19 protein-coding genes are annotated in these 22,502 nt (G+C 73.2%); 8 read left to right on the plus strand and 11 right to left on the minus strand.

Annotated features, from left to right (window positions below; all coding sequences use genetic code 11):
* The first annotated feature begins 125 nt into the window (after nt 1-125).
* Nucleotides 126-1,013 (plus strand): alpha/beta fold hydrolase, encoded by an 888-nt coding sequence (locus ACFV6D_RS32860; protein ID WP_380562425.1) that lies wholly within the window; start codon nt 126-128, stop codon nt 1,011-1,013.
* Complete coding sequence (locus tag ACFV6D_RS32865; RefSeq protein ID WP_380430525.1) at nt 1,010-1,672, plus strand: 4'-phosphopantetheinyl transferase; 663 nt, start codon at nt 1,010-1,012, stop codon at nt 1,670-1,672. Before ACFV6D_RS32860 ends, ACFV6D_RS32865 begins: the two co-directional genes overlap by 4 nt.
* 211 nt (nt 1,673-1,883) lie before the next feature.
* Here the strand turns inward: ACFV6D_RS32865 and ACFV6D_RS32870 are convergent, their stop codons facing one another.
* Entirely contained in the window at nt 1,884-2,723 is an 840-nt protein-coding gene (locus ACFV6D_RS32870; protein ID WP_380562427.1) for an SAM-dependent methyltransferase, read from the minus strand.
* 120 nt (nt 2,724-2,843) lie between these two features.
* On the minus strand, nt 2,844-3,518 hold the full coding sequence (locus ACFV6D_RS32875; protein WP_380430534.1) for a helix-turn-helix domain-containing protein: 675 nt from the start codon (nt 3,516-3,518) through the stop codon (nt 2,844-2,846).
* A 182-nt stretch (nt 3,519-3,700) separates the two neighbouring features.
* Here ACFV6D_RS32875 and ACFV6D_RS32880 point away from each other — a divergent pair, with 182 nt between their 5' ends.
* Nucleotides 3,701-4,891 carry a cytochrome P450 gene (locus tag ACFV6D_RS32880; RefSeq protein ID WP_380562429.1) on the plus strand — a complete coding sequence of 397 codons (1,191 nt, stop codon included), beginning with the start codon at nt 3,701-3,703 and terminating at the stop codon, nt 4,889-4,891.
* Nucleotides 4,892-5,052: 161 nt separating this feature from the next.
* On the opposite strand, the gene ACFV6D_RS32885 is transcribed toward ACFV6D_RS32880, so the two are convergent.
* Entirely contained in the window at nt 5,053-5,394 is a 342-nt protein-coding gene (locus ACFV6D_RS32885) for a hypothetical protein (RefSeq protein ID WP_380562431.1), read from the minus strand.
* Nucleotides 5,395-5,821: 427 nt separating this feature from the next.
* Between ACFV6D_RS32885 and ACFV6D_RS32890 the strand changes: the two genes are divergently transcribed.
* Nucleotides 5,822-6,523, plus strand: coding sequence for a hypothetical protein (locus ACFV6D_RS32890; protein ID WP_380562433.1), 702 nt, complete (start codon nt 5,822-5,824; stop codon nt 6,521-6,523).
* 102 nt (nt 6,524-6,625) lie between these two features.
* Complete coding sequence (locus ACFV6D_RS32895; protein WP_380562435.1) at nt 6,626-7,987, plus strand: M64 family metallopeptidase; 1,362 nt, start codon at nt 6,626-6,628, stop codon at nt 7,985-7,987.
* 35 nt (nt 7,988-8,022) lie between these two features.
* Here ACFV6D_RS32895 and ACFV6D_RS32900 read toward each other — a convergent pair whose 3' ends face one another.
* The 4 genes from ACFV6D_RS32900 to ACFV6D_RS32915 form a co-directional block, all read right to left on the minus strand.
* Nucleotides 8,023-8,256, minus strand: coding sequence for a hypothetical protein (locus ACFV6D_RS32900; protein WP_159398300.1), 234 nt, complete (start codon nt 8,254-8,256; stop codon nt 8,023-8,025).
* Between the two features lie 444 nt (nt 8,257-8,700).
* Nucleotides 8,701-9,309: a DUF1772 domain-containing protein gene (locus ACFV6D_RS32905; protein ID WP_380562437.1), complete on the minus strand. Its 609-nt coding sequence runs from the start codon at nt 9,307-9,309 to the stop codon at nt 8,701-8,703.
* A 182-nt stretch (nt 9,310-9,491) separates the two neighbouring features.
* The gene (locus ACFV6D_RS32910; RefSeq protein ID WP_380427008.1) at nt 9,492-10,151 is read right to left on the minus strand and encodes a hemerythrin domain-containing protein; all 660 of its coding nucleotides are present in this window, start codon (nt 10,149-10,151) and stop codon (nt 9,492-9,494) included.
* An 84-nt stretch (nt 10,152-10,235) separates the two neighbouring features.
* On the minus strand, nt 10,236-11,078 hold the full coding sequence (locus tag ACFV6D_RS32915; RefSeq protein WP_380562468.1) for an NmrA family transcriptional regulator: 843 nt from the start codon (nt 11,076-11,078) through the stop codon (nt 10,236-10,238).
* 547 nt (nt 11,079-11,625) lie between these two features.
* Between ACFV6D_RS32915 and ACFV6D_RS32920 the strand changes: the two genes are divergently transcribed.
* The 3 genes from ACFV6D_RS32920 (at nt 11,626) to ACFV6D_RS32930 (ending at nt 15,654) form a co-directional block, all read left to right on the plus strand.
* Complete coding sequence (locus ACFV6D_RS32920) at nt 11,626-12,402, plus strand: hypothetical protein (RefSeq protein ID WP_063350803.1); 777 nt, start codon at nt 11,626-11,628, stop codon at nt 12,400-12,402.
* Between the two features lie 213 nt (nt 12,403-12,615).
* Nucleotides 12,616-14,145: an MFS transporter gene (locus tag ACFV6D_RS32925; RefSeq protein WP_380562439.1), complete on the plus strand. Its 1,530-nt coding sequence runs from the start codon at nt 12,616-12,618 to the stop codon at nt 14,143-14,145.
* A gap of 399 nt (nt 14,146-14,544) precedes the next feature.
* The gene (locus ACFV6D_RS32930) at nt 14,545-15,654 is read left to right on the plus strand and encodes a Rieske 2Fe-2S domain-containing protein (RefSeq protein WP_380562441.1); all 1,110 of its coding nucleotides are present in this window, start codon (nt 14,545-14,547) and stop codon (nt 15,652-15,654) included.
* 55 nt (nt 15,655-15,709) lie between these two features.
* Here the strand turns inward: ACFV6D_RS32930 and ACFV6D_RS32935 are convergent, their stop codons facing one another.
* The 4 genes from ACFV6D_RS32935 to ACFV6D_RS32950 all read right to left on the minus strand — a co-directional run bounded on the left by ACFV6D_RS32935 (nt 15,710) and on the right by ACFV6D_RS32950 (nt 22,501).
* Nucleotides 15,710-17,248 (minus strand): alpha/beta fold hydrolase, encoded by a 1,539-nt coding sequence (locus tag ACFV6D_RS32935; RefSeq protein ID WP_380562443.1) that lies wholly within the window; start codon nt 17,246-17,248, stop codon nt 15,710-15,712.
* 145 nt (nt 17,249-17,393) lie between these two features.
* Nucleotides 17,394-18,116 carry a ribonuclease H gene (locus ACFV6D_RS32940; RefSeq protein WP_380562445.1) on the minus strand — a complete coding sequence of 241 codons (723 nt, stop codon included), beginning with the start codon at nt 18,114-18,116 and terminating at the stop codon, nt 17,394-17,396.
* 42 nt (nt 18,117-18,158) lie between these two features.
* Nucleotides 18,159-20,384, minus strand: a complete 2,226-nt coding sequence (locus ACFV6D_RS32945) for a trehalase family glycosidase (protein WP_380562447.1) — start codon at nt 20,382-20,384, stop codon at nt 18,159-18,161.
* The gene (locus ACFV6D_RS32950) at nt 20,381-22,501 is read right to left on the minus strand and encodes a beta-galactosidase (protein ID WP_380562449.1); all 2,121 of its coding nucleotides are present in this window, start codon (nt 22,499-22,501) and stop codon (nt 20,381-20,383) included. The genes ACFV6D_RS32945 and ACFV6D_RS32950 overlap by 4 nt, the downstream gene beginning before the upstream one ends.
* Nucleotide 22,502: the final 1 nt, after the last annotated feature.

The following is a 22,502-nucleotide window of genomic DNA, read 5'->3' on the forward strand; positions in this document are numbered from 1 at the left end:
CACGGATGGCCCACCCTCCTCCCCAAACACACCATCCCCAACCAACACACCAAAGCCACCCACAACGCCCTCACCAACCTCAACCACCAACTCACGCGAGCCACAGCCGCAGACAGGAGCACCTCGTGACCACCACCGCCGAAGTCACCATCACCGACCTCGCCACCACCACTCCCGACGGCGCCCGCCTCACCGTCGCCATCCACCACCCCGCCCACATCGACCCCCACGACACCACCGCCACCACCACGCCCCTGATCGTCCTCGCCCACGGCTGGGGCGCCACCCACACCGTCTGGCACGCCACCGCCCGGCTGCTGGCCGCCCAGGGCCACACCGTCGCCGCCTACGACCAGCGCGGCCACGGCACCAGCACCCTTGGCTCCAACGCCCTCACCATCCAGCAACTCGGGCACGACCTCGCCACCGTCGCGGACGCCCTCGCCCCCCACCGCCCCGTCGTCGTCGCCGGCCACTCAGGCGGCGGTTACGCCGCGCTCGCCTATGCCACCCAGCTCTACGCCGACGCCCCCCGCACCGCGCCCCAGCGCCTCGTCGGCCTGCTCCTCGCCGCCAGCGCCGCCGACGACCAGCAGACCCCTCCGGGCGAACTCCGCATCATGAAGACGAAGGCCTTCCAGCGCGCCCTCAGGAACCCCCGACTCGGCCGCCAGCTCCTCAAGAAGACCCTCCACCCCAACACCCCCGCTCACACCCAGGAGACCAACCGCCGCCTCTTCGCGAACACCGACCCCCACACCCGTCTCACCACCTTCGCCTCCACCAGCACCATGGACCACACCCCCCACCTCCGCCACATCACCACCCCCACCACGATCCTCCGTGGCACCCACGACACCTCCGTCGGCCAGACCCACATCCGCACCCTCCAGACCCACCTCCCCAACACCACCGTCGACACCCTCTCCGACGCCGGCCACATCCTCCCGCTCGAAGCCCCTCACCAACTCGCCCGCCAGATCCACCAACTCACACTCACTTCGCAGCGGTGACCACCACCACCCTCACCACCGAGCTGGGCAGGCTCCTGCCGCCAACTGTCCACTGCACCGAGGCCTTCGGGCCGCCGCCCCAGGGCGCGCTCCTTCCTGCGGAGCGCGCCCACATCAGTGGCCGATCGCCCCGCAGGCAGCGGCAGTTCACCGCCGCCCGTACGCTCGCCCGTCGCGCTCTCGCCCAGCTCGGCCACCCGCCGGTCCCGCTCCTCCCGGGGCCGGGCGGGGCCCCCGAGTGGCCGTCGGGGACCGTCGGGAGCATCACCCACTGCGACGGTTACACCGCTTGCGCTGCGGCGCACACGGCCGATGTCGTCTCGCTCGGCATCGACGCCGAGCCTGCTCTACCGCTCCCCGACGGGGTCCTCGCCCTCACCGCTTCCGAGGACGAACGTCACCGGCTCGACCGGCTACCTCACGGCCAAGTCCCTTGGGACAGACTGCTCTTCAGCGCCAAGGAGGCCACCTACAAGGCCTGCTACCCGCTCACCCGACGCTGGACCGGTCTGGCCGGCATCTCCGTACGCCTCCACCCCGACCGCACCTTCACCGCCCACCACCCCCACCTGCCCGGTCGCTGCCAGGGCCGCTGGACCACCACCGGTGCCATCCTCCTCACGACCCTCACCATCCCGCACGGGACGACGACCGGTTGAGCGCGCAGCACCGCAGTACCGAAGCACCACCGAACCGCGAACCGGCCGCCGCAGGGCCTACAGGCCCCGCCCCCCACGTGCGGCAGAGGAGCGAGGCCGACACGGGGGCGAGGGGGCGAGGGGACAGCTGACGGATCCGGTCAGCGGGACGATCCGAGGGACAGGACAGGGAGCCCCGGCCCATGGACCTGCCCCGCCCGGGCGCTCGCCCTCAACGGGCGGGGCCCGCCGGGCCGTTGTCGGCCGTGCGCACCGCTTCGATGAACCCCGTGGTGCTCGGGCCCGAGCCCGGCGGGAAGGGGCGGCCGTACGCGGCGGCGACCTCGTCGAGCAGGGTGAGCCGGGTGGTCCAGCCGTGGGCGTCGAGCCACTCGTGGGTCTGGGGGCCGAGGCCTCCCTGCCACAGGTCGGTGATGTGGGCGAGGGTCGGGTCCTGCGGGGTGCTGGTCACGTCCCGGCCCTTTTCGAGCAGCAGTCGGCTGCCCGGCGCGGAGAGGGTGCCGACGGCGGTGATCAGGCCGGCCGCCTGGTCGGCGGTGAGGTAGACCAGCAGTCCTTCGGCCAGCCAGGCGGTGGGCCGCTCCGGGTCGAAGCCGGCTTCGACGAGGCGGCGCGGCCAGTCCGAGTCCAGCAGGTCGCCGGGCAGCGTGGTGCGTTCGCTGGCCGGGTCGGCGCCGAGTTCGTCCAGGACGTGCTGTTTGAAGGTCAGGACGGGCGCGAGGTCGAGTTCGAAGAGGCGGGTGCCGGACGGCCAGTCGAGCCGGTAGGCGCGGGCGTCCAGGCCTGCTGCGAGCAGGACGACCTGGTCCGCGCCGGCGGCGAGCAGACGGTCGTCGTAGAAGCGGGTGCGCAGGATGCCGTGGACCACCAGGCCTTTGGCGAGGCCGCTCGCCGGTCCCGAGGTGGGCATCGGCATGCCGGAGGCGGTGACGAAGGCGGCGGCGTAGGGGTCGGTGAAGAGCGGTTCGGGGCGGGAGCTCTCGTAGGCGCGCACCAGCGCGACGGACAGGGCCGTACGGGAGACCGGGCTCAGCGGGTCGGTGGTCGTCATGCCCGGGAATCTACCCCGGCGCCGAGTCGGCCGGGCCGGCACTCCCCTCACCGGTCCGGACGGGCACCTGGCCTGCGGGGAAAGCGAGTTGACGCAACGCCACGAGGTCACGTCAGGAGTTCACGTCAGGAGGTGCCGCCAGCGGTCGGCGGACTCCACCATGTCCTGGATGACGCGTTCCAGGAACGTCCCGCCCCTGGCGAGCCGCTGCCCCACGGGGCTGTCGGGCCCGAACTCCGCCGCGGCCGTCATCGCGATCTGGGCCGTCCCGAGCGTCTCCCGCGAGCCGATCATGATCGAGTGGTACCAGGCCTCGTCGTCGACCACGTAGATGTCGCGACGCCGCTGCGGGTCGCGTTCGCGTCGGACGTACCCGTGCTGGACCAGGTAGTTCACGGCCACGGAGACGGAGGCCGCGCTGACGTTCAGCCTGCGGGTCAGCTCGGCCGCGGTGCGCCTGCCGTCCTCGGACAGCAGCAGGTCGACGTGCACGCGCGCCGTCATCCTCGGCAGCCCCGTCCTGACCGCCATGTCGATGATCTCCTCTCCTGTCGGGCTGCCCGAGGGCCCGTCCGCGGGTGGCGGTGCCGGGGTGCCGCGCCGCGCGCGCTGGACCGTCGCCCGGTGCGCCTGTTCGGGCCGGTAGCCGCTGGGGCCGCCGTTGCGTCCGATCTCCCGGCTGATCGTCGAGGTCGGCCGGTCGAGCCGTCTGGCGATCTCGGCGTAGGAGAGCCCGTCGGCGAGTCCGGCCGCGATGCGCTGGCGGTCCTGCTGGGTCAGTCGTCCTCCTGGCATGCCGCCAGTATTGCCTTCGCATTCATTCATTGCAATGCGGCATTGCATTCGACTTCAGCGTCATTGCATCAATTTACGGCTGTTCACCTGGGAATACTCCTTCACCCGATTGCGACCATGCTGAATGCAACGTAGCTTTCGAATAGTCCCGAAGACGCATTTCCGCGAGATGAGGAACGGTCATGGGTGAATCCGTCCACACCGTCACGACGCTGCCGACGGCGCGCCCGCCCGGCTGCCCCTTCGACCCGCCGGCCGAGCTGACCGACGCCCGACGGCACGGACCGATCAGCCGCTACACCCACCCCGGCGGGGCGGCCGGCTGGCTGATCACCGGGTACGAGCTGGTCAGGTCGGTCCTGGCCGACCCGCGGTTCAGCTCGCGCAAGGAGCTCATCAACGTGGGCGACTTCGAGATTCCTCCGGCGCCGCCCGGCGAGTTCCTCCTCATGGACGACCCGCAGCACGGGCGCTACCGGAAGCCGCTGGTGGGCAAGTTCACCGTGCGGCGGATGCGGCTGCTCGCCGAGCGCATCGAGCAGATCACCGCCGAGTGCCTGGACGCCATGGAGGCGGCCGGGCCGTCGGCGGACCTGGTGACCGCGTTCGCCAAGCCCATCCCCGCCATCGTGATCTGCGAGCTGCTGGGGGTGCCGTACGAGGACCGCGGCTCCTTCCAGGAGCAGATCGACTCCTTCGTGAACGGGGAGACGAGCGACGAGGAGCTGATCGCGGCCTACACGGCGACCCAGCGGTACCTCGCGGAGCTGGTGGCCGCCAAGCGCGCGAACCCCACCGACGACGTGCTCAGCGACCTCATGGACAGCGACCTCACCGATGAGGAGCTGAGGGGCGTCAGCCTGATCCTGTTGGCGGCCGGGCTCGACACCACCGCGAACATGCTGGCGCTGGGCACCTTCGCGCTGCTGCAGAACCCGGCGCAGCTGGCCGACCTGCGCGCCGATCCCACGCTCACCGGCCGGGCCGTCGAGGAACTGCTGCGGTACCTGAGCGTCGCCAAGTCGTTCATGAGGACGGCGCTGGAGGACGTCGAGGTGGGCGGCCAGACCATCAAGGCCGGCACGACGGTCATCCTGTCGTACAACACCGCCAACCGTGACCCCGAGCGCTTCGCCGATCCCCACGTGCTCGACTTCCGACGGCAGTACGGCGGGCACCTGGCCTTCGGCCACGGCGTCCACCAGTGCCTGGGGCAGCAGCTGGCCCGCGTCGAGCTGAGCGTCGCGATCACCGCCCTGGTCAAGCGCTTCCCCACGCTGCGCCTGGCCGTACCGGCGGAGGAGGTCGGTCTGCGGCCGGAGACCGCGGACATCTACGGGGTGAAGAGCCTCCCGGTCACCTGGGACGTGTGACCGCGAACCAGACCGGGCGAGGTCGGGGCCAGGGTCGGGGTCGGGGTCGGCGGGGGGGGGCGGGGGGGGGGCGGGGGGGGGGGGGGGGGGGGGGGGGGGGCGGCGCGCGCGCCGCCCGGGCGGGGGGGGGGGGGCCCCCCCCCCGCCCGGCGCCACCGGGTTCAGGGGGTGTAGCTCACCCAGCCGCTCAGGGCGGTGGTGTTCGGCGGGCAGTAGACGCGCACGTTCAGGAAGGTGGTGTACGGGCCCACGGTGCGGGTGGAGCCGTCGGAACAGCTCACGTTGACCCACCACTTGGTGGTTCCGGTGCCCGAGCAGGAGATGTTGAAGTACTGCTGGGTGCCGTCGCTCCCGAACGTGCCGGTGCTGCAGTTGATGCTCTGCAGCGCGTCCGGGGAGGCGGTCTGCGCCTGTGCTGCCGGGGCCGCGGCGAGGCCCAGCGCCGTGGCCGCGGCGAACGCCGCGAGGCCGCCCGCGATCCTGTTCCTGGTCCGGTTGTTCACAGCTGTCCGTCCTCGGGGTCGGTGGTGCGCGTGGGGGCGCCGGGCGGCGGCTCGGAGAGCAGCCCGGCGCTCTGTCTGCGGTGACTTTAGGGAGCGGTCGGGTCCGCGAGCATATGACGGCGGAAAATGCGTCTACCCCGTCCTGGTCAGGCCTCTTGGCCCGTCGATCACGAATTCCTGCGACGGGGCACCGCCGATGGGGCGGCCGAGGTGGTCCGCCCGCGCCCGGAAACGGCCGAAAACACGCGGGCACCGGCGCACCGCCCGCGCCCCCGGCATGGCACAAGTCCGTTACAGCGGTGCCGGGTTCCTCCCGCCCTACCCCTGTCCCTGGCATCATCCAAGTCCGTGCCGCCCCCGGAGCCGCCGACGGCGTGCCGGGGCGTCGGCCCGCATGGCGACCGACGTCCAGACGAGGGGGAGTCCGATGGCTCTGTTCGGCAAGCCGCCGGGCCCGCAGGACGCCCGGCCGCGCGGGCGGGCCACCGCGCTGACGCTGCGGGTCGTGGCGCAGGCCCTGCTCCTGCTGCTCGGCCTGTCCGCGGTCGGCCTCGGGTTCGCACGGTTCGTCGGCGCGTACCACGAGGGGTGGGCGTATCGCGGCGCCCCGGTCTGCGGCGCTCCGGCGATCGGGCCCGGGGTGGACTGCACGCTGCGGGAGAGCGGGCGGGTGACGAAGAGGGCGATGGAGCGGGACGGCGACTCGACCTCGTACACCCTGACCGTGGCCCGCGAGAAGGCTCCGACCGGCGCCTACGACGTCGGGGAGGCGTTCTACGACGACGTGCGGACCGACACGGTCGTGAACCTGACGGTCTGGAGGGGCCAGGTGGTCGAGGTCGACTACCAGGGGCACCGGGCCCGCAATCCGCACACCCTGTGGCTGGCCGTCCTGAAGCTGGCGCTGCTGGTCGGCGCGGGCACGGCCCTGATCGTGGGCGGCCTGCTCGGGCCGAACGTGCGCTCCTGGTGGGTCCCGGCCGGGATGTCCGTCCCCGTGGCGGTCACCACGCTGGTGGGTGCCGCCATGCTCCTCCTGATGGACTGGCCGCTGCCCGTGACCGTGACCCTGGCCGTCCTGGCCTGGCTGCTCGCGGTCTCCGTCATCAGCGGGATGTCCGTGGAGTAGCGGCCCGGAGCGGATCCGGAATGCCCCTCACAGGTTGTCAGGTTCTCAACGTGGGAAATAGGCTGCCACCTCCCGCTCACGCCACCACCGGGGAGGCCACCCATGCCCAGCAGTACCAGGAGCCGCAGGACCAGAACCGCCGCAACCCTCCTCACCGCCGCCCTGGCCGCGGCCCTCCTCGGCGGCGCCCCCGCGCTGGCCGCACCCGCAGCCCCGCCCGGAACCACGACGGGCGCCGCCCCCACAGCCGCTCCGACGGACGGCCGGCACCCCGTCGAGGTGTTCGGCGAGGACGGCGGCATATCCCGGGCCCTCGTCCCCGGCGGCTCCCCGTACACGGCTGGCCCCCGCATCCAGGGCGTGGCCCCGATGCAGGACGACGGCGACGTCACCGCGCTGGTGCGCAACGGCGATCCGGCCGCCAAGCTCGACGTGGTGGTCATCGGGGACGGCTACGCGGCGCAGGAACAGGAGAAGTTCCGCAGCGACGCGGCCGAGAAGTGGCGCGAGATCACCGCCGTCGAGCCGTACGCCACCTACCGCAACCTGTTCAACGTCTGGGCGGTGTCGGCCGTTTCGCCCGAGTCGGGCGTCTCCGGGGATCCGGACCAGACGACCGTCCGGCACACCGCGCTGGGCTCGTACTTCTGGTGCGACGGGGTGGAGCGGCTGCTCTGCGTGGACGAGAAGGCGGTCGAGCGCTACGCGGCCAAGGCCCCGCAGGCGGACCTGGTGATCGTGGTGGCCAACAGCACCAAGTACGGCGGCGCGGGCTACAACGACGTCAAGTCCTCGCTCGGCTACGAGGGCATCGCCACCGTGGCGGGCGGCAACGCGAAGTCCGGGCAGATCGCGGTGCACGAGACCGGGCACTCGCTGGGCAAGCTCGCCGACGAGTACGCGTACGACGGCCAGGGCACCTACCAGGGCGCGGAGCCGGCCGAGGCCAACATCAGTACGCTGACCGCCGACCGGATGCGCGCCCAGGGCACCAAGTGGTCCCGCTGGCTCGGCCGGACGTCCCCCGACGGCGGGACGGTCGGCGCGTACGAGGGCGGCGGCTACTACCCGACGGGGCTGTACCGGCCGACCGAGAACTCGATCATGCGCTCGCTCGGGCGGGAGTTCAACCTGCCCGGACGGGAGGCGATGATCGCCGGCTTCTACCGCCACGCCACCCCGCTGACGAGTCCCGTCTCCACCGACACCTGGCTCACCTCCGCCAGCCGCCTCACCGTCGACCTGCCCGTCCCGGGCACCCGGCTGCGCTGGTTCCTGGACGGGCGCGAGCTGCCCGGGCAGCGCGGGCGCACCGCCCCCGACCTCGCCGCCCTCCGCCCGGGCGGCCCCCGCTCCCGGCCGCACCTGCTCACGGCCGTCGCCACCGACCCCACCCCGGCGGTGATCGACCCGGCGCTGCGCGAGCACCTGACCGGCAGCCTGTCCTGGCTGGTGACGTTCTAAAGCGCGTCGACGCGGCGCGCCGGCCGTCGCCGTGCCTACCGCCCGCTCTCTCCCGGCCTGCGCGGGGGGTTGCGCCGCAGCGGGGCCAGTTCACGGGCCAGCGTCCGCACGTCCACGGCTATCCGCGCCGCGAGTTCGCCCGGCCCCGCGTCGCCCGGCAGGCGCCGGGACCAGGAACGCGCCTTGGCCGGACCGTCCTGGACCATGTCGAAGTTCAGTCGCACCGCCCCGGCCACGTCCGCCAGGGTCACCAGGATCCGGGTGTCCACGAGGTCGATCGTGACCTCGTTCCCGATGCACGAGCACGCCACCAGACCCTCGATGTCCTCCTCCGCCAGATATCTGGCCAGGGGAACCGCTCTCCCCCGGATCAGGTACGGACGTACCACCGCCACCACAGACCCCGCCCCCTCTCCAGCTCACCGGACACGCCGACCACCGTACGGCCCGGCAGCGGCGCAAGCGCGCCGCAACGACCGGGCCCGCCCATGCTCCACCCATAGCCCCCGGATCGCCAAGTCCAGGACGCCCCAGGCGACTTGACCGACAGCACTGGCCCGGCGCACCGGCGCACGCCCCGGCGCACTCGGGCGCCCCACCACCAGGCCCGCCACCGGGCCTACCGCACCCGAAAACGCACGAAGACCCGCCCGCACGAGGCGGACGGGCATCCCCGCGGCCGCGCAGCCCTGCGGCGCGCGCGGTCGGGCCGCTCAGCGGCCCAGGCGGCTGAACCGGCCGTGCAGGACCAGCGAGCGGCTCAGGGCCGCCAGGCCCGCCGTGCAGAGCAGCGTGCGGAGCATGTTGGCAGCGACCCAGCTGCCCTCGAACTTGGCGCGCACGCCCGCGAAGTCGTGGATCTGGGACGGGTCTCCGGCCGCCGCCAGCTCGTTGTTGAGCGGGATGTTGACGCCCATCGTGACCATCAGCGCCACCACGTACAGCACCGTCGCCCCGGCCGCCCACAGCGCCGCCTGGCGCCGGCCCGCCTTGTGCTGGAGCCAGGCCGCCACGCCGGTGGCGGCGAAGGCGCCGACGAAGACCAGGCCGAACATCCCGTTCTCGATCGACGAGTTGATGTGCTGCATCGCCGTCACGTACGTCCGGTCGTCCCCGGCCGCGAGGCCGGGCATCACGGACACGTCGAAGGCGAAGAACAGGCCCGCCATCAGGCCCATCGCGATGGTGGCGCCCGCCAGGACGGGCCCGGCGGCGCGGCCCTGCCCGGCGGCTCCGCCGTGCGGTGAACTCCCCGGCCGCACACCGCCGATGGCCGACGGGACGGCGTACGACACCGGTGCCGACCTCTGATCCGAACGCATCACAGGACCCCTTTTCACTCTCCCGGCCCCGCAGGGCGCGGTGCCGGCGAACAGCGGAACGAACGACACCACCCACCGTGCGGTGCCACCCGCAACGGAACCGCGACAACCGGAACCCCACTACGCGCCAGGGCACTTGCGGCACCGGAGGGTGCCGGGAGGAGTTGGGAAGGGGCCGACGGTCACAGAACCGGGTTCAGGGTGCGCCGGTACCGGCGCTCCAGCACCGTACGGCCGATCAGCCGCACCGGGCCCGGGATGGTGGCCGACACGGCCCGCACGGACGCCGCGTCCGCGCCGTCGAACATCCACGGCTGCAGGTACGTCATGACCTGCCCCGGCGCGCTCTGGATGATCCGCCGCTCCACCCGCAGGTACTCGTCCACCGGCAGGCCCGCGAGAGCCGGGAACACCACCGGCTCCTCGTGCCCCAGGTGCTCGCGGATCAGGTTCTCGAACCCCGCTGCGGCCTCGGGCAGTTCGGCGATCCGACGGGCGGACAGCACCTCCGCCACCCGGCGCATCGTCCGGTCGAGCGCTTCGTGGTCCTGCTCCAGGATGCCGCCGCCGTCGAAGCCGGCCAGCCGCTCGCGCAGGAAGGGCCAGAGGATCTCGTCCTCGCTGTGGTGGTGCCAGTCGATGACGGCCCTCAGTCGGCCGAACCAGTCCGCCAGAGCCGCCGAGGGCCCCCAGCCGCCCGCGGACGCACCCCGGGCGGCGGCCGCGCTCAGCCGCGCGGCGTCCCGGCGCATCGCCACGTGCATCAGCCCGAAGCCCCGGATGTGCCCGGGCAGCGCGCCCACACCCTGCTCACTCGACCAGACCTGCTTGCCGTCCGACATGGCCAAACCTCCACTGTTATGTCCGGATACACGACCAACGCCCGCCCGGTGGCGGCCTGTTCGGGCCGCCGCCGGCGAGCCGGCTCACACGTTCCACACGCCCGAGGCGGCGGCCTCGCGGGCGAAGTCGGCGAAGTCGCGCGGCTCACGCCCCAGCGCCCGCCGCACCCCGTCCCCCAACGAGGCGTTACGACCGTCCAGGATCACCGAGAACAGCTCCGCGAAGTCCCCCGGCAGACCCGCCTCCTCCAACACCCCCCGGTACGCCGCCTCCGACACCGCCTCGAACCGCACCCCACGACCCGTCGCCCGCGACAACTCCACCGCCACCTCCGCGAACGACAGCAACCGCGGCCCCGTCAACTCGTACACCTCCCCCGCATGCCCCGCCTGCGTCAACGCCGCCACCGCCACCTCCGCGATGTCCTCCGCATCCACGAACGGCTCCACCGCACCCCCCACCGGCAACGCCAACTCCCCCGCCAGCACCGGATCCAGGAAGAAACTCTCACTGAAGTTCTGGTTGAACCACGCGCACCGCACCACCGTCCACGCGGCCCCCGACTCCATCACCGCCTTCTCCCCCGCCTCCGCCGCCTCCTCACCACGCCCCGACAGCAGCACCAGCCGCCCCACACCCCGCCGCGCCGCCAACCGCGCGAACGCCCCCACCGCCTCCACCGCCCCGGGAAACGCCAGATCCGGGTAGTACGTCAGATACGCCGCACTCACCCCCTCCAGCGCCGCCTCCCACGTCCCCTCGTCATGCCAGTCGAACGCCACCGCCCCCGACCGCGACCCCACCCGCACCCCGTACCCCAACCCCGACAACCGCTCCGCCACCCGCCGACCGGTCTTACCCGTCCCACCCACCACCAGCACCACACCAGCACCGACCGGAAGATCCACAACACCCTGACGAGTCATCACAAGCACCTCATTCGGAGAGACGGAGGAAACTGACGGAACCGACCCCCCGAAGGCGCCGGCGGCGCCCGGGAGGTCCGACGCGATCCGCGGGCCCCTACCGCTCTGCGAGCCCGGTCGGTTCGTCGTCATGGCACCATTCAAATCCACCCCGAGTCGGCGAACCATAGCCACCGCACTCACATCCATGCGCGAGCGTCTACGCCGCCCACCAGCGACTGTCCGCCCGGGCCTGGCCGCCACGGGGGTGCGGCCCGGCTCCTCCACCACCCCACCACAACACACCGCACCCCCGCCGGAAAGCCCTTTCCAGCACCTCTCGACCCCGGCTCCACCACCCCCGGAAATCGACTTCGCATGGGCTCCGGAAAGGGGCGGGGAAGAAAATCACCGATGGTGCGGAAATACGGGTGGAATTCCGGCGGAAAACCGGGGCGGCGACGGCGGCCGGGCCCCGGGGGCGCGTCCGGACCGGGTGCGGGCGCCCGCGCCCCGCCCCGGCAGCGGTAGTCTCGCGGCTGCTGTCGACCTGTGGGAGGGCATGTTCATGGCCAAGCTGATAGTCCTGCTCGCCGCGATCTCGGTGGTCTTCTCGATGATCGCGTTCAACGGTGGAAACGCCCCGATCGGCGTGCTGTTCGCCGTCGTGGCGGCGTCCCCGATCCTCTTCATCGCCTACGCCGTGGCGACCAGGAAGCGCGCCGCCACCGGCGCCGCACGGCAGTTGACACCCGGCCAGCGCAAGGGGCGGACGATCGCCGCACGGGTGGTCGCGCTGGCGATGGTCGGAGTCCTCGGGTACGGCGTCTACTGGGTGATCTTCGAGCCGAAGGCGAGCGACAAGGCACTCAGCCGGCTCTCCGACCTCGACGCCGGCTGCGCGTCGAACATCGCGCGCAAGTACTTCCCCAAGACCGCCGAGCACACCGGCGCCGGGCCGCACCCGGTCGCGATGTTCACCCTCAGCGAGTCCGGCTCCTCGCACCCCGCCTCCCCCACCGCCGGCTCGCCGGACTACTGGAGCGCGACCCGCCTGGACCCGTACCGCGTCCAGCTGATCGCCTGCCTGGACTCACCCGACGAGGGCGAGTTCCTCACCGACTGCAAGTTCACCTCGGACACCCTCAAGCTCTACCGCGGCAAGTACGAGGTGACCGTGTACGAGGCCAGGACGGGGAAGAAGGTCGGCACCGAACAGCTGCTGGGCAGCGCCAAACCCAGCTGCCCCAGCATGGTCTACCTGAAGAAGGACGTCTCCAAGCTGCACACCGAGCCCGAGTTCGCGGACTACCAGCAGGTACTGCGCAAGTACGTCGAGCAGTAGCCCGGACGCCTTCCACAGCCGGGTCCGCCCGTCGCCGCCGCCCGCCGCCGCCCGCCAGAAGGAACGCCTCCCCGGGCGGCGCCTCCGCCCTCGGGGGATGATGACGGAGGGAGCGTCGAAGCTCACCGAGCGTAGCGAAGAGGGCGTCCGCGTTCGATCCTGCGGAAAGCGGGCAGACGGGGCGCCTCGATACGGCGAGCGAAGGAGCCCCGCATGGCCGATCCGGCGAAGTCATCCGCGCGGAACCCGCACGGCGGTACGGCCCCCGGGGCCGAAGCCGGGTCCGGGTCCGCCGGAACCGGGGTCATCGAGACCAACGTGCCGGCCCGGCTGGACCGGCTGCCGTGGTCCCGCTGGCACTGGCGGATCGTGATCGGCCTGGGCACCGTCTGGATCCTGGACGGCCTTGAGGTGACGATCGTCGGCAACATGGCGGCCAGGCTCGCGCAGCCCGGCAGCGGCATCGCCATCTCGACGACGCAGGTGACGACGATCGCGGCCGCCGTGTACGTGGCGGGCGCCTGCGCCGGCGCGCTGTTCTTCGGCTGGCTGACCGACCGGCTCGGGCGCAAGAAGCTGTTCATGGTGACGCTCGCCGTCTACCTGGCGGCGACCGCCGTGACCTCGCTGTCCTGGACGGCCTGGTTCTTCTTCCTCTGCCGCTTCTTCACCGGGTTCGGCATCGGCGGCGAGTACGCGGCGATCAACTCGGCGATCGACGAGCTGATCCCGGCCCGGGTGCGCGGCCGGGTCGACCTGATCATCAACGGCAGCTTCTGGATCGGCGCCGCGCTCGGCGCCTTCGCCTCCGTCGCGCTGCTGAACACCGCGCTGTTCGCCACCGACGTGGGCTGGCGGCTCGCCTTCGGGATCGGTGTCGTGCTGGGCCTGGTGATCCTGCTGGTCCGCCGGCACGTCCCGGAGAGCCCGCGCTGGCTGTTCACCCACGGGCGGGCGCCGGAGGCCGAGGAGGTGGTGGCCGAGGCCGAGCGGATCGTGGAGCGGGAGACCGGCCGACCACTGCCGGCCGTCACCGACCGGCCGATCCTGATCCGCGAGCGCGGCCCGCTCGGCTTCGTCACGATCGCCCGCACCGTGATCCGCCGCTACCCGCGCCGGACGGTGCTCGGCCTCTCGCTCTTCATCGGGCAGGCGTTCCTGTACAACGCCGTGACCTTCGGCTACGCCGTCATCCTGACCCTCTACTTCGACGTGCCGGAGGGCGACACCGGCTACTACTTCGCGGTCATCGCGGTCGGCAACTTCCTCGGCCCGCTGCTGCTGGGCCACCTCTTCGACTCGGTCGGGCGGGTGCCGATGATCGCCGGCACGTACATCGGCTCCGGCGTGCTGCTGTTCGGCACCGCCGCACTGTTCCAGCAGGGCGCGCTGAGCGCGGCCGGCATGACGGCCTGCTGGACGGCCGTGCTGTTCCTGGCCTCGGCGGGGGCGAGTGCGGCCTACCTGACGGTCAGCGAGATCTTCCCGCTGGAGACCAGGGCGATGTGCATCGCCTTCTTCTACGCCGTCGGCACGGCGGTCGGCGGCATCAGCGGCCCGCTGCTCTTCAACGGCCTGGTGAGCAGCGGGAAGGTCTCCGACACCACGCTCGCGTTCTGCATCGGGGCGGCGCTGATGACGGCCGCGGGGCTGGTCGAGGCCGCGATCGGCGTGCGGGCGGAACGGCGCAGCCTGGAGGACCTGGCGGCCCCGCTGAGCGCTGTCGAAGCGGTGGATCGCTAGGAGTCCGCGACGCCCGGCCGGGGTCGTCGCGGCGGCCTCCTCGGCGGGCACCGCCGGCCCGGGCACCGCCGCCGCCGATGACCAGGATCCGTGTCAACTCGCCCACCTCTCAATGTGTTTGCCACCGTCCCGAAGTCCAGGGCAGTGGCGCAGACGCGCAGGCTGCGCAGCGTTGCGGTGGATCGGGCCGCCCGGGAATCGCTCAGCCGTCCGGCCGTCGAAGGCCGCATCGGAGATTTTCTGATGACTCATCAGACTTCCTTGGTGTCAGCCATGTTGTTCGTGCGAGCCCCATCGATCTGCGGTTAGCATGCGGGGCGTTCCGTTCGGAGGCGAATTGCCCGGGAGGGCCGGCTTGAGCTGCCGAGATCGGAGCCGGGCAGGCCAGGAGGAGAGTTCATGCACGAGTCCTTAAAGCGCGTCCAGCCCATCAGCGAGGGCCCGACCGCGGGCGACGTCGCGCTGCCGCCGGGCCTGCCGTACCCGGACGGGTGGGCCTCGGTCGGCTTCGCCGACGAGCTCAAGCCCGGCACGGTGCTCACCCGCCGGCTGGCCGGGGAGGACGTCGTGCTGTACCGGCTGCGGAGCGGGCGGATCCGCGCGATCCGCCCCTACTGCCCGCACCTGGGGGCCCACCTCGGCCTCGCCGAGGTGGAGGGCGACGACCTGGTCTGCCCCTTCCACCGCTTCGCCTTCGACCCGGACGGCCGGTGCGTGCGGACCGGGTACGGCTCCGCGCCGCCGAAGGCCTCCCTGGCGCAGCTCCCGGTGCGCGAGGTGAACGACGCCGTCTTCGTCTGGCGCCACCACGACGGCCGGCAGCCGGACTGGGAGATCCCGGCGTGGCACACGCTCGGGCACCAGCCGCCCCGGCACGCCGCCTGGGAGATGGCCGGCTACGCCCAGGACGTCATGGAGAACGCGGTGGACCTGGGCCACTTCGTCACCCTGCACGGCTGGCCCAGCGGCGAGTTAGCGGCCCCGATCGACTGGGACGGCACGCGCTTCCACGTCTCGATGCGGGTGCAGGAGGACTTCCCGCTGCTGGGCCGGCGCCAGGTCGAGATCGAGGTCGACGGTTACGGCCTCGCCTGCCTGCACACCGACGTGCACACCCCGGCCCTCGGTCTGAAGATGTGCTCGCTGGTGATGGCCACCATGGTCGCGCCCGGCCGGATGCAGTTCCGGCAGGCGAGCCGGTTCTCCTTCGACGAGCCGTCCCGGCTACCGCCCGTGCTCGGCAGGGCGGTCAGCCGGTCGCTGTCGAGCCTGCTGGCGGGTCCGATGTTCAAGCGGAGCTGCGAGTTCACGGCGGCCGACTTCCCGATCTGGTCCACCAAGAAGTACCTGTCGCCGCCCCGGCTCGCCCCGGGCGACGGGCCGATCGGCGCCCTGCGGCACTGGGCCCGGCAGTTCTACCCGCCGGACCACCAGGAACGCCTGTCCGTGCCGGCCGCCCTCACGGTCCGGGCCGAGAACGGTGCCCGCAGCGGGCTCGCCCAGCCCTGAGCGGACGTACGGACGGCCGGTCGGGGCCCGGGTCGGGGCCCGACCCGCCGTCTGCTCAACTCGGGAGCCGGCCGCCGAGCAGGAAGGCGGTGAACGGCGCGAGCACCCGGGGGTCGGTGAAGTCCACACCGTGCGCGGTCGTGTCGAAGGTGACCATCGCCGCCCGGTGCCCGAAGGCGCGCTGGGTCTGCCGGGCGCCGTTGTAGGTGGTGTCGGGGTCGTACCGGTTCTGCAGCATCAGGATGTTGCGCGGGCCGTCCGGGTCGGCCCGGACCGGCGGCTCCTTCGGGCCGTAGTGCCAGAAGGCGCACGGCCAGACGTTGCCGCTCATGCCGTTGGTGAGCGGGTAGCGGGCCCGGTCGGCGGCGGTGCGGGCGGCGTAGGCGGCCGGGTCGCGGGGCCAGGCCGAGTCGCCGCAGATCACCGCGAACTGGGCCGCGAGGAAGTTGTCGGGGATGACCTGCGGCAGCGGGCTGGCACCCGAGCCGCCGGTACCCGCGCCCGCCGGCATCGGAGCCGTAGCCGTAACCGGGGCCTGGGCCGGAGTCGTGTCGCGCTCCTCGGCCAGTTGCAGGACCCGCGCTCCGAGGGGGTAGTAGCTCGGCTTGACCAGCGAGGCGTAGACGACGCTGCGCAGGCCGCCGCCGGTGAGCAGCCGGCCGCCCGACAGCGGCAGCGGGTCGCGGTCGACCTCGCCGGCCAGCCGCAGGTAGCTCGCCCGGACCGCCTCGGGGGTGGCGCCGAGGTGCAGGGTGGCGTCCTGGGCGGCAACGAAGCGGGCCAGGGCCGGGAAGGAGTCGGCGAAGCCTTCGCTGAACAGCCTGAACCCCTGCTCCAGCCCGCCCGGCGGCACCGTGCTGTCCAGCACCACGCGGTCGGTGTGCGAGGGGAAGAGGGTGGCGTAGACCTGGCCGAGGTAGGTGCCGTACGAGCTACCCAGGTAGGAGATCCGGGGCAGGCGCAGGGCGGCCCGGATCCGGTCCAGGTCGCGGGCCGAGTTGGCCGTGGTCACGTCGGCCAGGTAGCCGCCGCTCGCGGCCGCGCAGCCGTCGGCCACCCGCTGGGCCTGGTCGAGGTTGGCGGTGATCGAGCCGTCGGGGCCGGGGAAGGGGTAGTTGAGCTGGGCGTCCCGGTCGGCGGCGGACAGGTCGCAGTGGACCGGGGTGCTGTTGCCCACCCCCCGCTCGTCGAAGCCGATCAGGTCGTAGGAGCGCAGGACGTCCGCCGGCAGCAGCTTCGCCATCTCGCCCGGGTAGTCGAGTCCGGAGCCGCCCGGCCCGCCCGGCACCACGGCCAGGGTGCCGCGCCGGTGGGCGGGGTCGGCGGTGCGCAGCCGGGAGACGGTGAGGGTGATCGTGCCGGCGTCCGGGTGCTGGTAGTCCCGTGGCACCCGCAGGGTCGCGCACTGCTGGCGCGGGTCGCGGGGGAACGGCACCCCGTTGGCGTTCGGGGTCGGCGCGGGGCAGGGCCCCCAGGAGAGCTGGGCCGCCGGGGCCGCGACGGCGGTCGGTGCGAGTGGTGCGGCGAGCAGGAGGGCGGCGGTGAGCAGCGCGCCGCCGGCGCGGGCCGTGGTGCGGCCGGTAGGTCGGGTCATGCGTCCGACGCTAGGACTGCTGAGGTGTCGTCAGCCTCGGCGCGGGGGTGGAGAATTCGCCGGAGTGCTTCTCCACCCGGCTCCACCTCAGGGGTGAGTGCGACCCGGGCGGGCCGGTGTCGGCCCGCCCGGCGTCGGACCGGACCTACGCGTGGGCTCCCGCGCACTCCGGGTGTCCCCAGCTGCTGCCCACCTTGGTGATGGTCTCGCCCTTGGCGTAGGAGCGGGTGCAGGGGCAGGTGCCGGGGAAGCGGGCGGCCAGGGTCCGCGAACCGCCCGAGGAGCGCTTCTTCGCCGCGGACGAGCCGGCCGACGAACCCGCCGACGAGGAGACCGACGAGGAGGCCGGGCGGGCGGCCCGCGCCGGGGTGGTCCGGGCCGGGTCCGGCTCGGGGAGGTCGGCGGCGGTTCCGCCCGCGGCCTGCTGCTGGCGGGCGGCGTCGCTGGCGGCCTTGTCGGCGATGGCGTTCAGCGGGTCGCCGTTCACCTGGTGGGCGGGGACGTACACGAAGGTGACGTCCCGCCCGGTCAGCAGCTCGTCGATGTGCTGGATCAGCTCGCGGTTGGCGACGGGCTTGCCGGCGGCGGTCTTCCAGCCGTTGCGCTTCCAGCCGACCAGCCACTTGGTCACCGCGTCGCGGGTGTACGTGCTGTCGAGCCGGACCTCCAGCGGGACGGCCGGGTCCGTCGACGCCAGCAGCTGCTCCAGCGCCGTCAGCTCGCCCACGTTGTTGGTGCTGTGCCCGAGCGGACCGGCCTGCCAGCGCTGGGGCACCCCGGCGGCGTCCGCCACCACGTAGGCCCAGGCCGCCGGACCGGGGTTGCCCTTGGCTGCTCCGTCACACGCTGCAATGACTCGTTCGACCATGCCCCGATCATGCCAGGACGTGGCAGGCCGGGGCCAAATCGGTCAGGCGCGGAGCAGCAGCAGGAGCAGGGCGGCGGACCAGCTGAAGTTGGTCGAGTTCCGCCCCTCCCCCGTCAGCGGGTCGTAGTTCTCCCGCAGCGGACCGTCGCCGCCGAGCCCGGCTGCCGTCGCCAGGAGCCGGTCCGTCGCCCGGCGGGCGTCCTGGTTCCAGCCGTACCGGCGCAGGCCTTCGATGGCGAAGTAGGTCTGGTCGATCCAGGCCAGCCCGCGCCAGTAACCGGCCGGGTCGAAGGAGGGCGAGCTGCGGGCGACGGTCGGGAACGGCAGCGCGGTGCCGAACTCGGCCGGGTCGAGCAGGAGCCCGCGGACCGCACGGGCCTGGGCGGGCGAGGCGGTGCCGGACCAGAGCGGGATCGCGCCCTCGATGCCGCGCCCGCGCGCGGTGAGGCGGGCGCCGGTGGCCAGGTCGGTGTCGTGGAACCAGCCCGTGGCGGGGTCGAACATGGTGTCGCGCACGGCCCGGTCGATCGCCTCGGCCCGTCCGCGCAGCCGCTGGGCGGCGGTGCGGTCGCCGAGTTCGGCGGCGATGGCGGCCAGGGCCCGGTGGTCGGCGGCCAGGTAGGCGTTGAGGTCGACGGAGCGCTGGGTGAGCGACCAGCCCAGCAGGGCGCCCTGCGCGCTGCGGTTGGCGACGACGACGGCGCCGAGGGCGGCGTCGAAGCGCGGCGCGTTGTCCATGCCGGACTCCCAGGCCGCCGCCGCCAGGCAGTCCGCCGGGGCGGCGTTGCCCGGGTCGACGGTGGCGCCGTACTCGCACAGGCCTTCGCCGTCGTGGTCCCGGGTGCGGTACCACCAGTCCTGGTAGGCGGTCAGTTTGGGCAGCAGCTCGCGCAGGAACGCCCGGTCGCCGCCGTGCCGGTAGACCTCCCAGACGGCCCAGGAGGCCAGCGGGGGCTTGGAGTTGCGCTCGTTCCAGTTGCCGCCGCCGGTGCTCGGGTCGTTGTAGAAGACGCAGTCCGGGATCATCCCGGCGTCCTGCGGGCGGTCGGCGGAGTCGGGGCGGATCTGGTGGTCGAACATCGCCCGGATCTGGTCGGCGGCCAGGTCGGGGGCGAAGACGGCGGTGCCGGCGGCCTGCTTCCAGGTGTCCCAGGCCCAGACCCCGCTGAACCACTTGTACGAGAGCGTGGGCGTGACGGCGTCGTGCCGGATCCGCCCGGCCGGGCTGCGCCAGTTGGTGACCAGGGTCTGCACGCACTTGACGGCCGTCCGGCGGCGCGCGGCCGGGAGGCCCTCGGTCGCCCGGGCGACGTATCCGGCCCAGCGGGCGGCGCCCGCCGTGGCGACCCGGTCGGGGGCGCGCAGCGCGGCGTCCGCCTCGGCGACGGCGCGGGCGTGCTCGGCGTCGGTGAAGGTGTAGCTCTCGGCCCAGTCCAGGGTGCGGGCCGCGCCCGGGGCCAGCCGGACGGCCCCGGCCAGTTCGGTGCGGTGGCCGTCGCCGCTGACGGTGGTGCGCACCGGCGCCGCGTGGCGGACTTCGAAGCGCTCGGTGCCGTCGGTCAGGTAGTCCCAGGTCTGCCGTACCCGAGCGAACCGGACGGCGATGCCGCGTTCGGCGGCGACCAGGGCGGGGGCGTCGCGCTGGGGGCCGGTGGCCGGGCGCAGCAGGGTCCCGGTCCAGGCGACCTGGAGGTTCCGCTCGGCCGGGCCGCCGTTGGCCAGCCGGGCCCTGACCAGGGCGGTGCGGTTGCCGGCGAAGCGCAGTTCCAGGGTGAGCGCCAGGCGGCCGCCGAGGTCGTAGGACTGGCGCAGCAGTCCGGGCAGCGAGGTGAGCCGGGGGGCGCCGCCGGCGGCGAGGTCCAGGATCCTTCCCTGCTCGGTCAGTTGGAGGCGGTTGAGGCCGTCGCTGAGCCACCACGGGTATTCCTGGGCGAGGTGGAGCGGGCCGGTGAAGCCGCCGAGCGGGTCCTGCGGGCGCGGCAGGGCGTAGGCGTGCCAGGCGCCGAGGTCGGCGAAGACGTTGATCGGGTTGTTGCCGGTGGCGTCGCCGGGGTAGGCCTGCGCGGGGGTGCCGTGCAGGTCGAGGACGTCGGCGTAGCGGTCGGAGAGGGCGGACGGGTCGGCCAGGTCGGACAGGTCCGGCAGGTCGGACGGGGCGGCCTGCCGGTCGTCGGCGTGGGCGGTCAGCGCGACGCCGCCGGCCACGGCGAGGGCGGTGCCGGTGGCGGCGGTGGCGGCCAGGAGTCGGCGGCGGGACAACGGCGTCATGTGCGCTCCTCGGCGGGCGTGGACGGGGGCGTGGACTGAGACGGAGGTGGGGAGGCCGGGTCGGGGCCGGCCGCGGGGACGCGGACGACGGCGGCGCCGAGCGGCGCGAGGGTGAGGCCCCGGCCGGTGTCGGCCCCGGTGAGCAGGTCGGTGCCGGGCCGGTCCAGCGCCACCCGGCATGCGGCGGGGCCGTGGTTGAGCAGGAACAGGTAGTCGGTGCCGTCGGCGGCGCGGCGGCGGGTGGCCTCGACGCCGGCCGGCAGGCCGGGCAGTTCGGCGCCCACCCCGGCTTCGGCGAGCGGCAGGTCGAGCACCCGGCCGACGTCCGCGCCGAGGTGGCAGCCGAGGTACCAGGCGCTGCCGGTGCCGTGGCGGTGCCGGGTGACGGCGGGCAGGCCGGCCAGCTCGCCGGAGGCGTAGCGGGCGACGGTCTCGGCGCCCTCGGTGTCGATCCATTCGCTCCAGTGCTCGGCGCGCAGCTCCGGCCCGCCGTCGTCGAGCCGGACGGTGGTGGCGGCACCGTCGGGGATCGGCCAGTGCTCGTCCACGACGAGGCCGAACAGCGGCCGCAGCGGCCCGGGGTGGCCGCCGGGGTGGAGGTGGTCGTGCCGGTCGCTGATGCCGCTGAACGGGCCGCAGACCAGGTGGCCGCCCGCTTGGACGAAGGCGGTGAGCCGGTCGGCGGTGGCGGTGTCGAGCAGGTACAGGTTGGGGGCGAGCAGCAGCCGGTAGCCGTCGAGGTCGCCGGTGGGCGGCACGAAGTCGACGGTCACGCCGCGGTCGTGGAGGGCCGCGTACCAGGGCCGGAGCAGGTCGAGCCAGCGCATCCGCGCGGAGGGGTGGTCGTCCAGCTCCAGTGCCCACCAGCTGTCCCAGTCGAGCAGGACGGCCGCCCGCCCGCGGATCCGGCTGCCCGCGATCTCGCCGAGCCGACGCAGCTCGGCCCCGAACCGGACGGTCTCCCGCCAGCCGCGCGAGGAGGTGCCGCGGTGCGGGAGCATCGCGCTGTGGAACTTCTCGGCCCCGGCGACGGAGGCGCGCCACTGGAAGTGCAGCACGCCGTCCGCGCCCCGGGCCAGCGCCTGGAGCGACCAGAGCCGGTACAGGCCGGGCCTTTTGGGCAGGTTGACGGGCCGCCAGCTGACGGCCGAGGGGGCCTGTTCCATCAGCAGCCACGGCTTGCCGCCCTTGAGGGAGCGCATCAGGTCGTAGTTCATGGCCGCGTTGACGTGTGTGCGGGGGTCGGCCGGGTCGGGGTAGGCGTCGTCGGAGACGAGGTCCTCGTGGCGGCTCCACTCCCAGTAGTCCAGCGACTTGAGCATCGACATGAAGTTGGTGGTGACGGGCACGCCCGGTGAGACCTCGTCGAGGACGGCCTTCTCGGTGCGGTGCAGGGCCAGCAGCGCGTCGGAGCAGAACCGGCGCCAGTCCAGCAGCTGGGTCGGGTTGACCGGCCCCGGCGCGGCGCGCGGCGGTTCGATCTCGTCGAACGAGCCGTAGCGCTGCGACCAGAACGCCGTTCCCCAGGAGCGGTTGAGTTCGTCGACGTCGCCGTGCCGCTCGCGCAGCCAGCGCCGGAAGTCGGCGGCGGACGCGGGGCAGAAGCACTCCTGGACGTGGTCGCCGTACTCGTTGTGGATGTGCCACAGGGCGAGTGCGGGGTGGTCGTGGTAGCGCTCGGCGAGGGCCCGGGTGAGCCGGGCGGCGGCGGCCCGGTAGACGGCGGAGGAGGGGCAGTAGTGCTGGCGCGAGCCGAACTCCAGCCGGACGCCGTCGGCGGTGACGGGCAGCAGCTCGGGGTGGGCGCGGACCAGCCAGGCGGGCGGCGAGGCGGTGGCGGTGGCCAGGTCGACGGCGATGCCGTGGCCGTGGACGAGGTCGAGCAGGCGGTCCAGCCAGCCGAAGTCCCAGCTCTCGGCGGCGGGTTGGAGCCGGGCCCAGGAGAAGACCCCGACGGTGACCAGGTTGACGCCGGCCTCGGCCATCAGCTTCACGTCCTCGGCCCACACCTCCTCGGACCACTGCTCGGGGTTCCAGTCCCCGCCGTAGAGGAGGCCGGGGACGCGGGTGAGTGCGCCTGCGCGGGAAGGGGTGCGGGAGGTCATGCGGGGGGTCATG

Origin of the sequence: Kitasatospora sp. NPDC059812 (assembly GCF_042732075.1) — a bacterium.
Lineage (GTDB): Bacteria > Actinomycetota > Actinomycetes > Streptomycetales > Streptomycetaceae > Kitasatospora.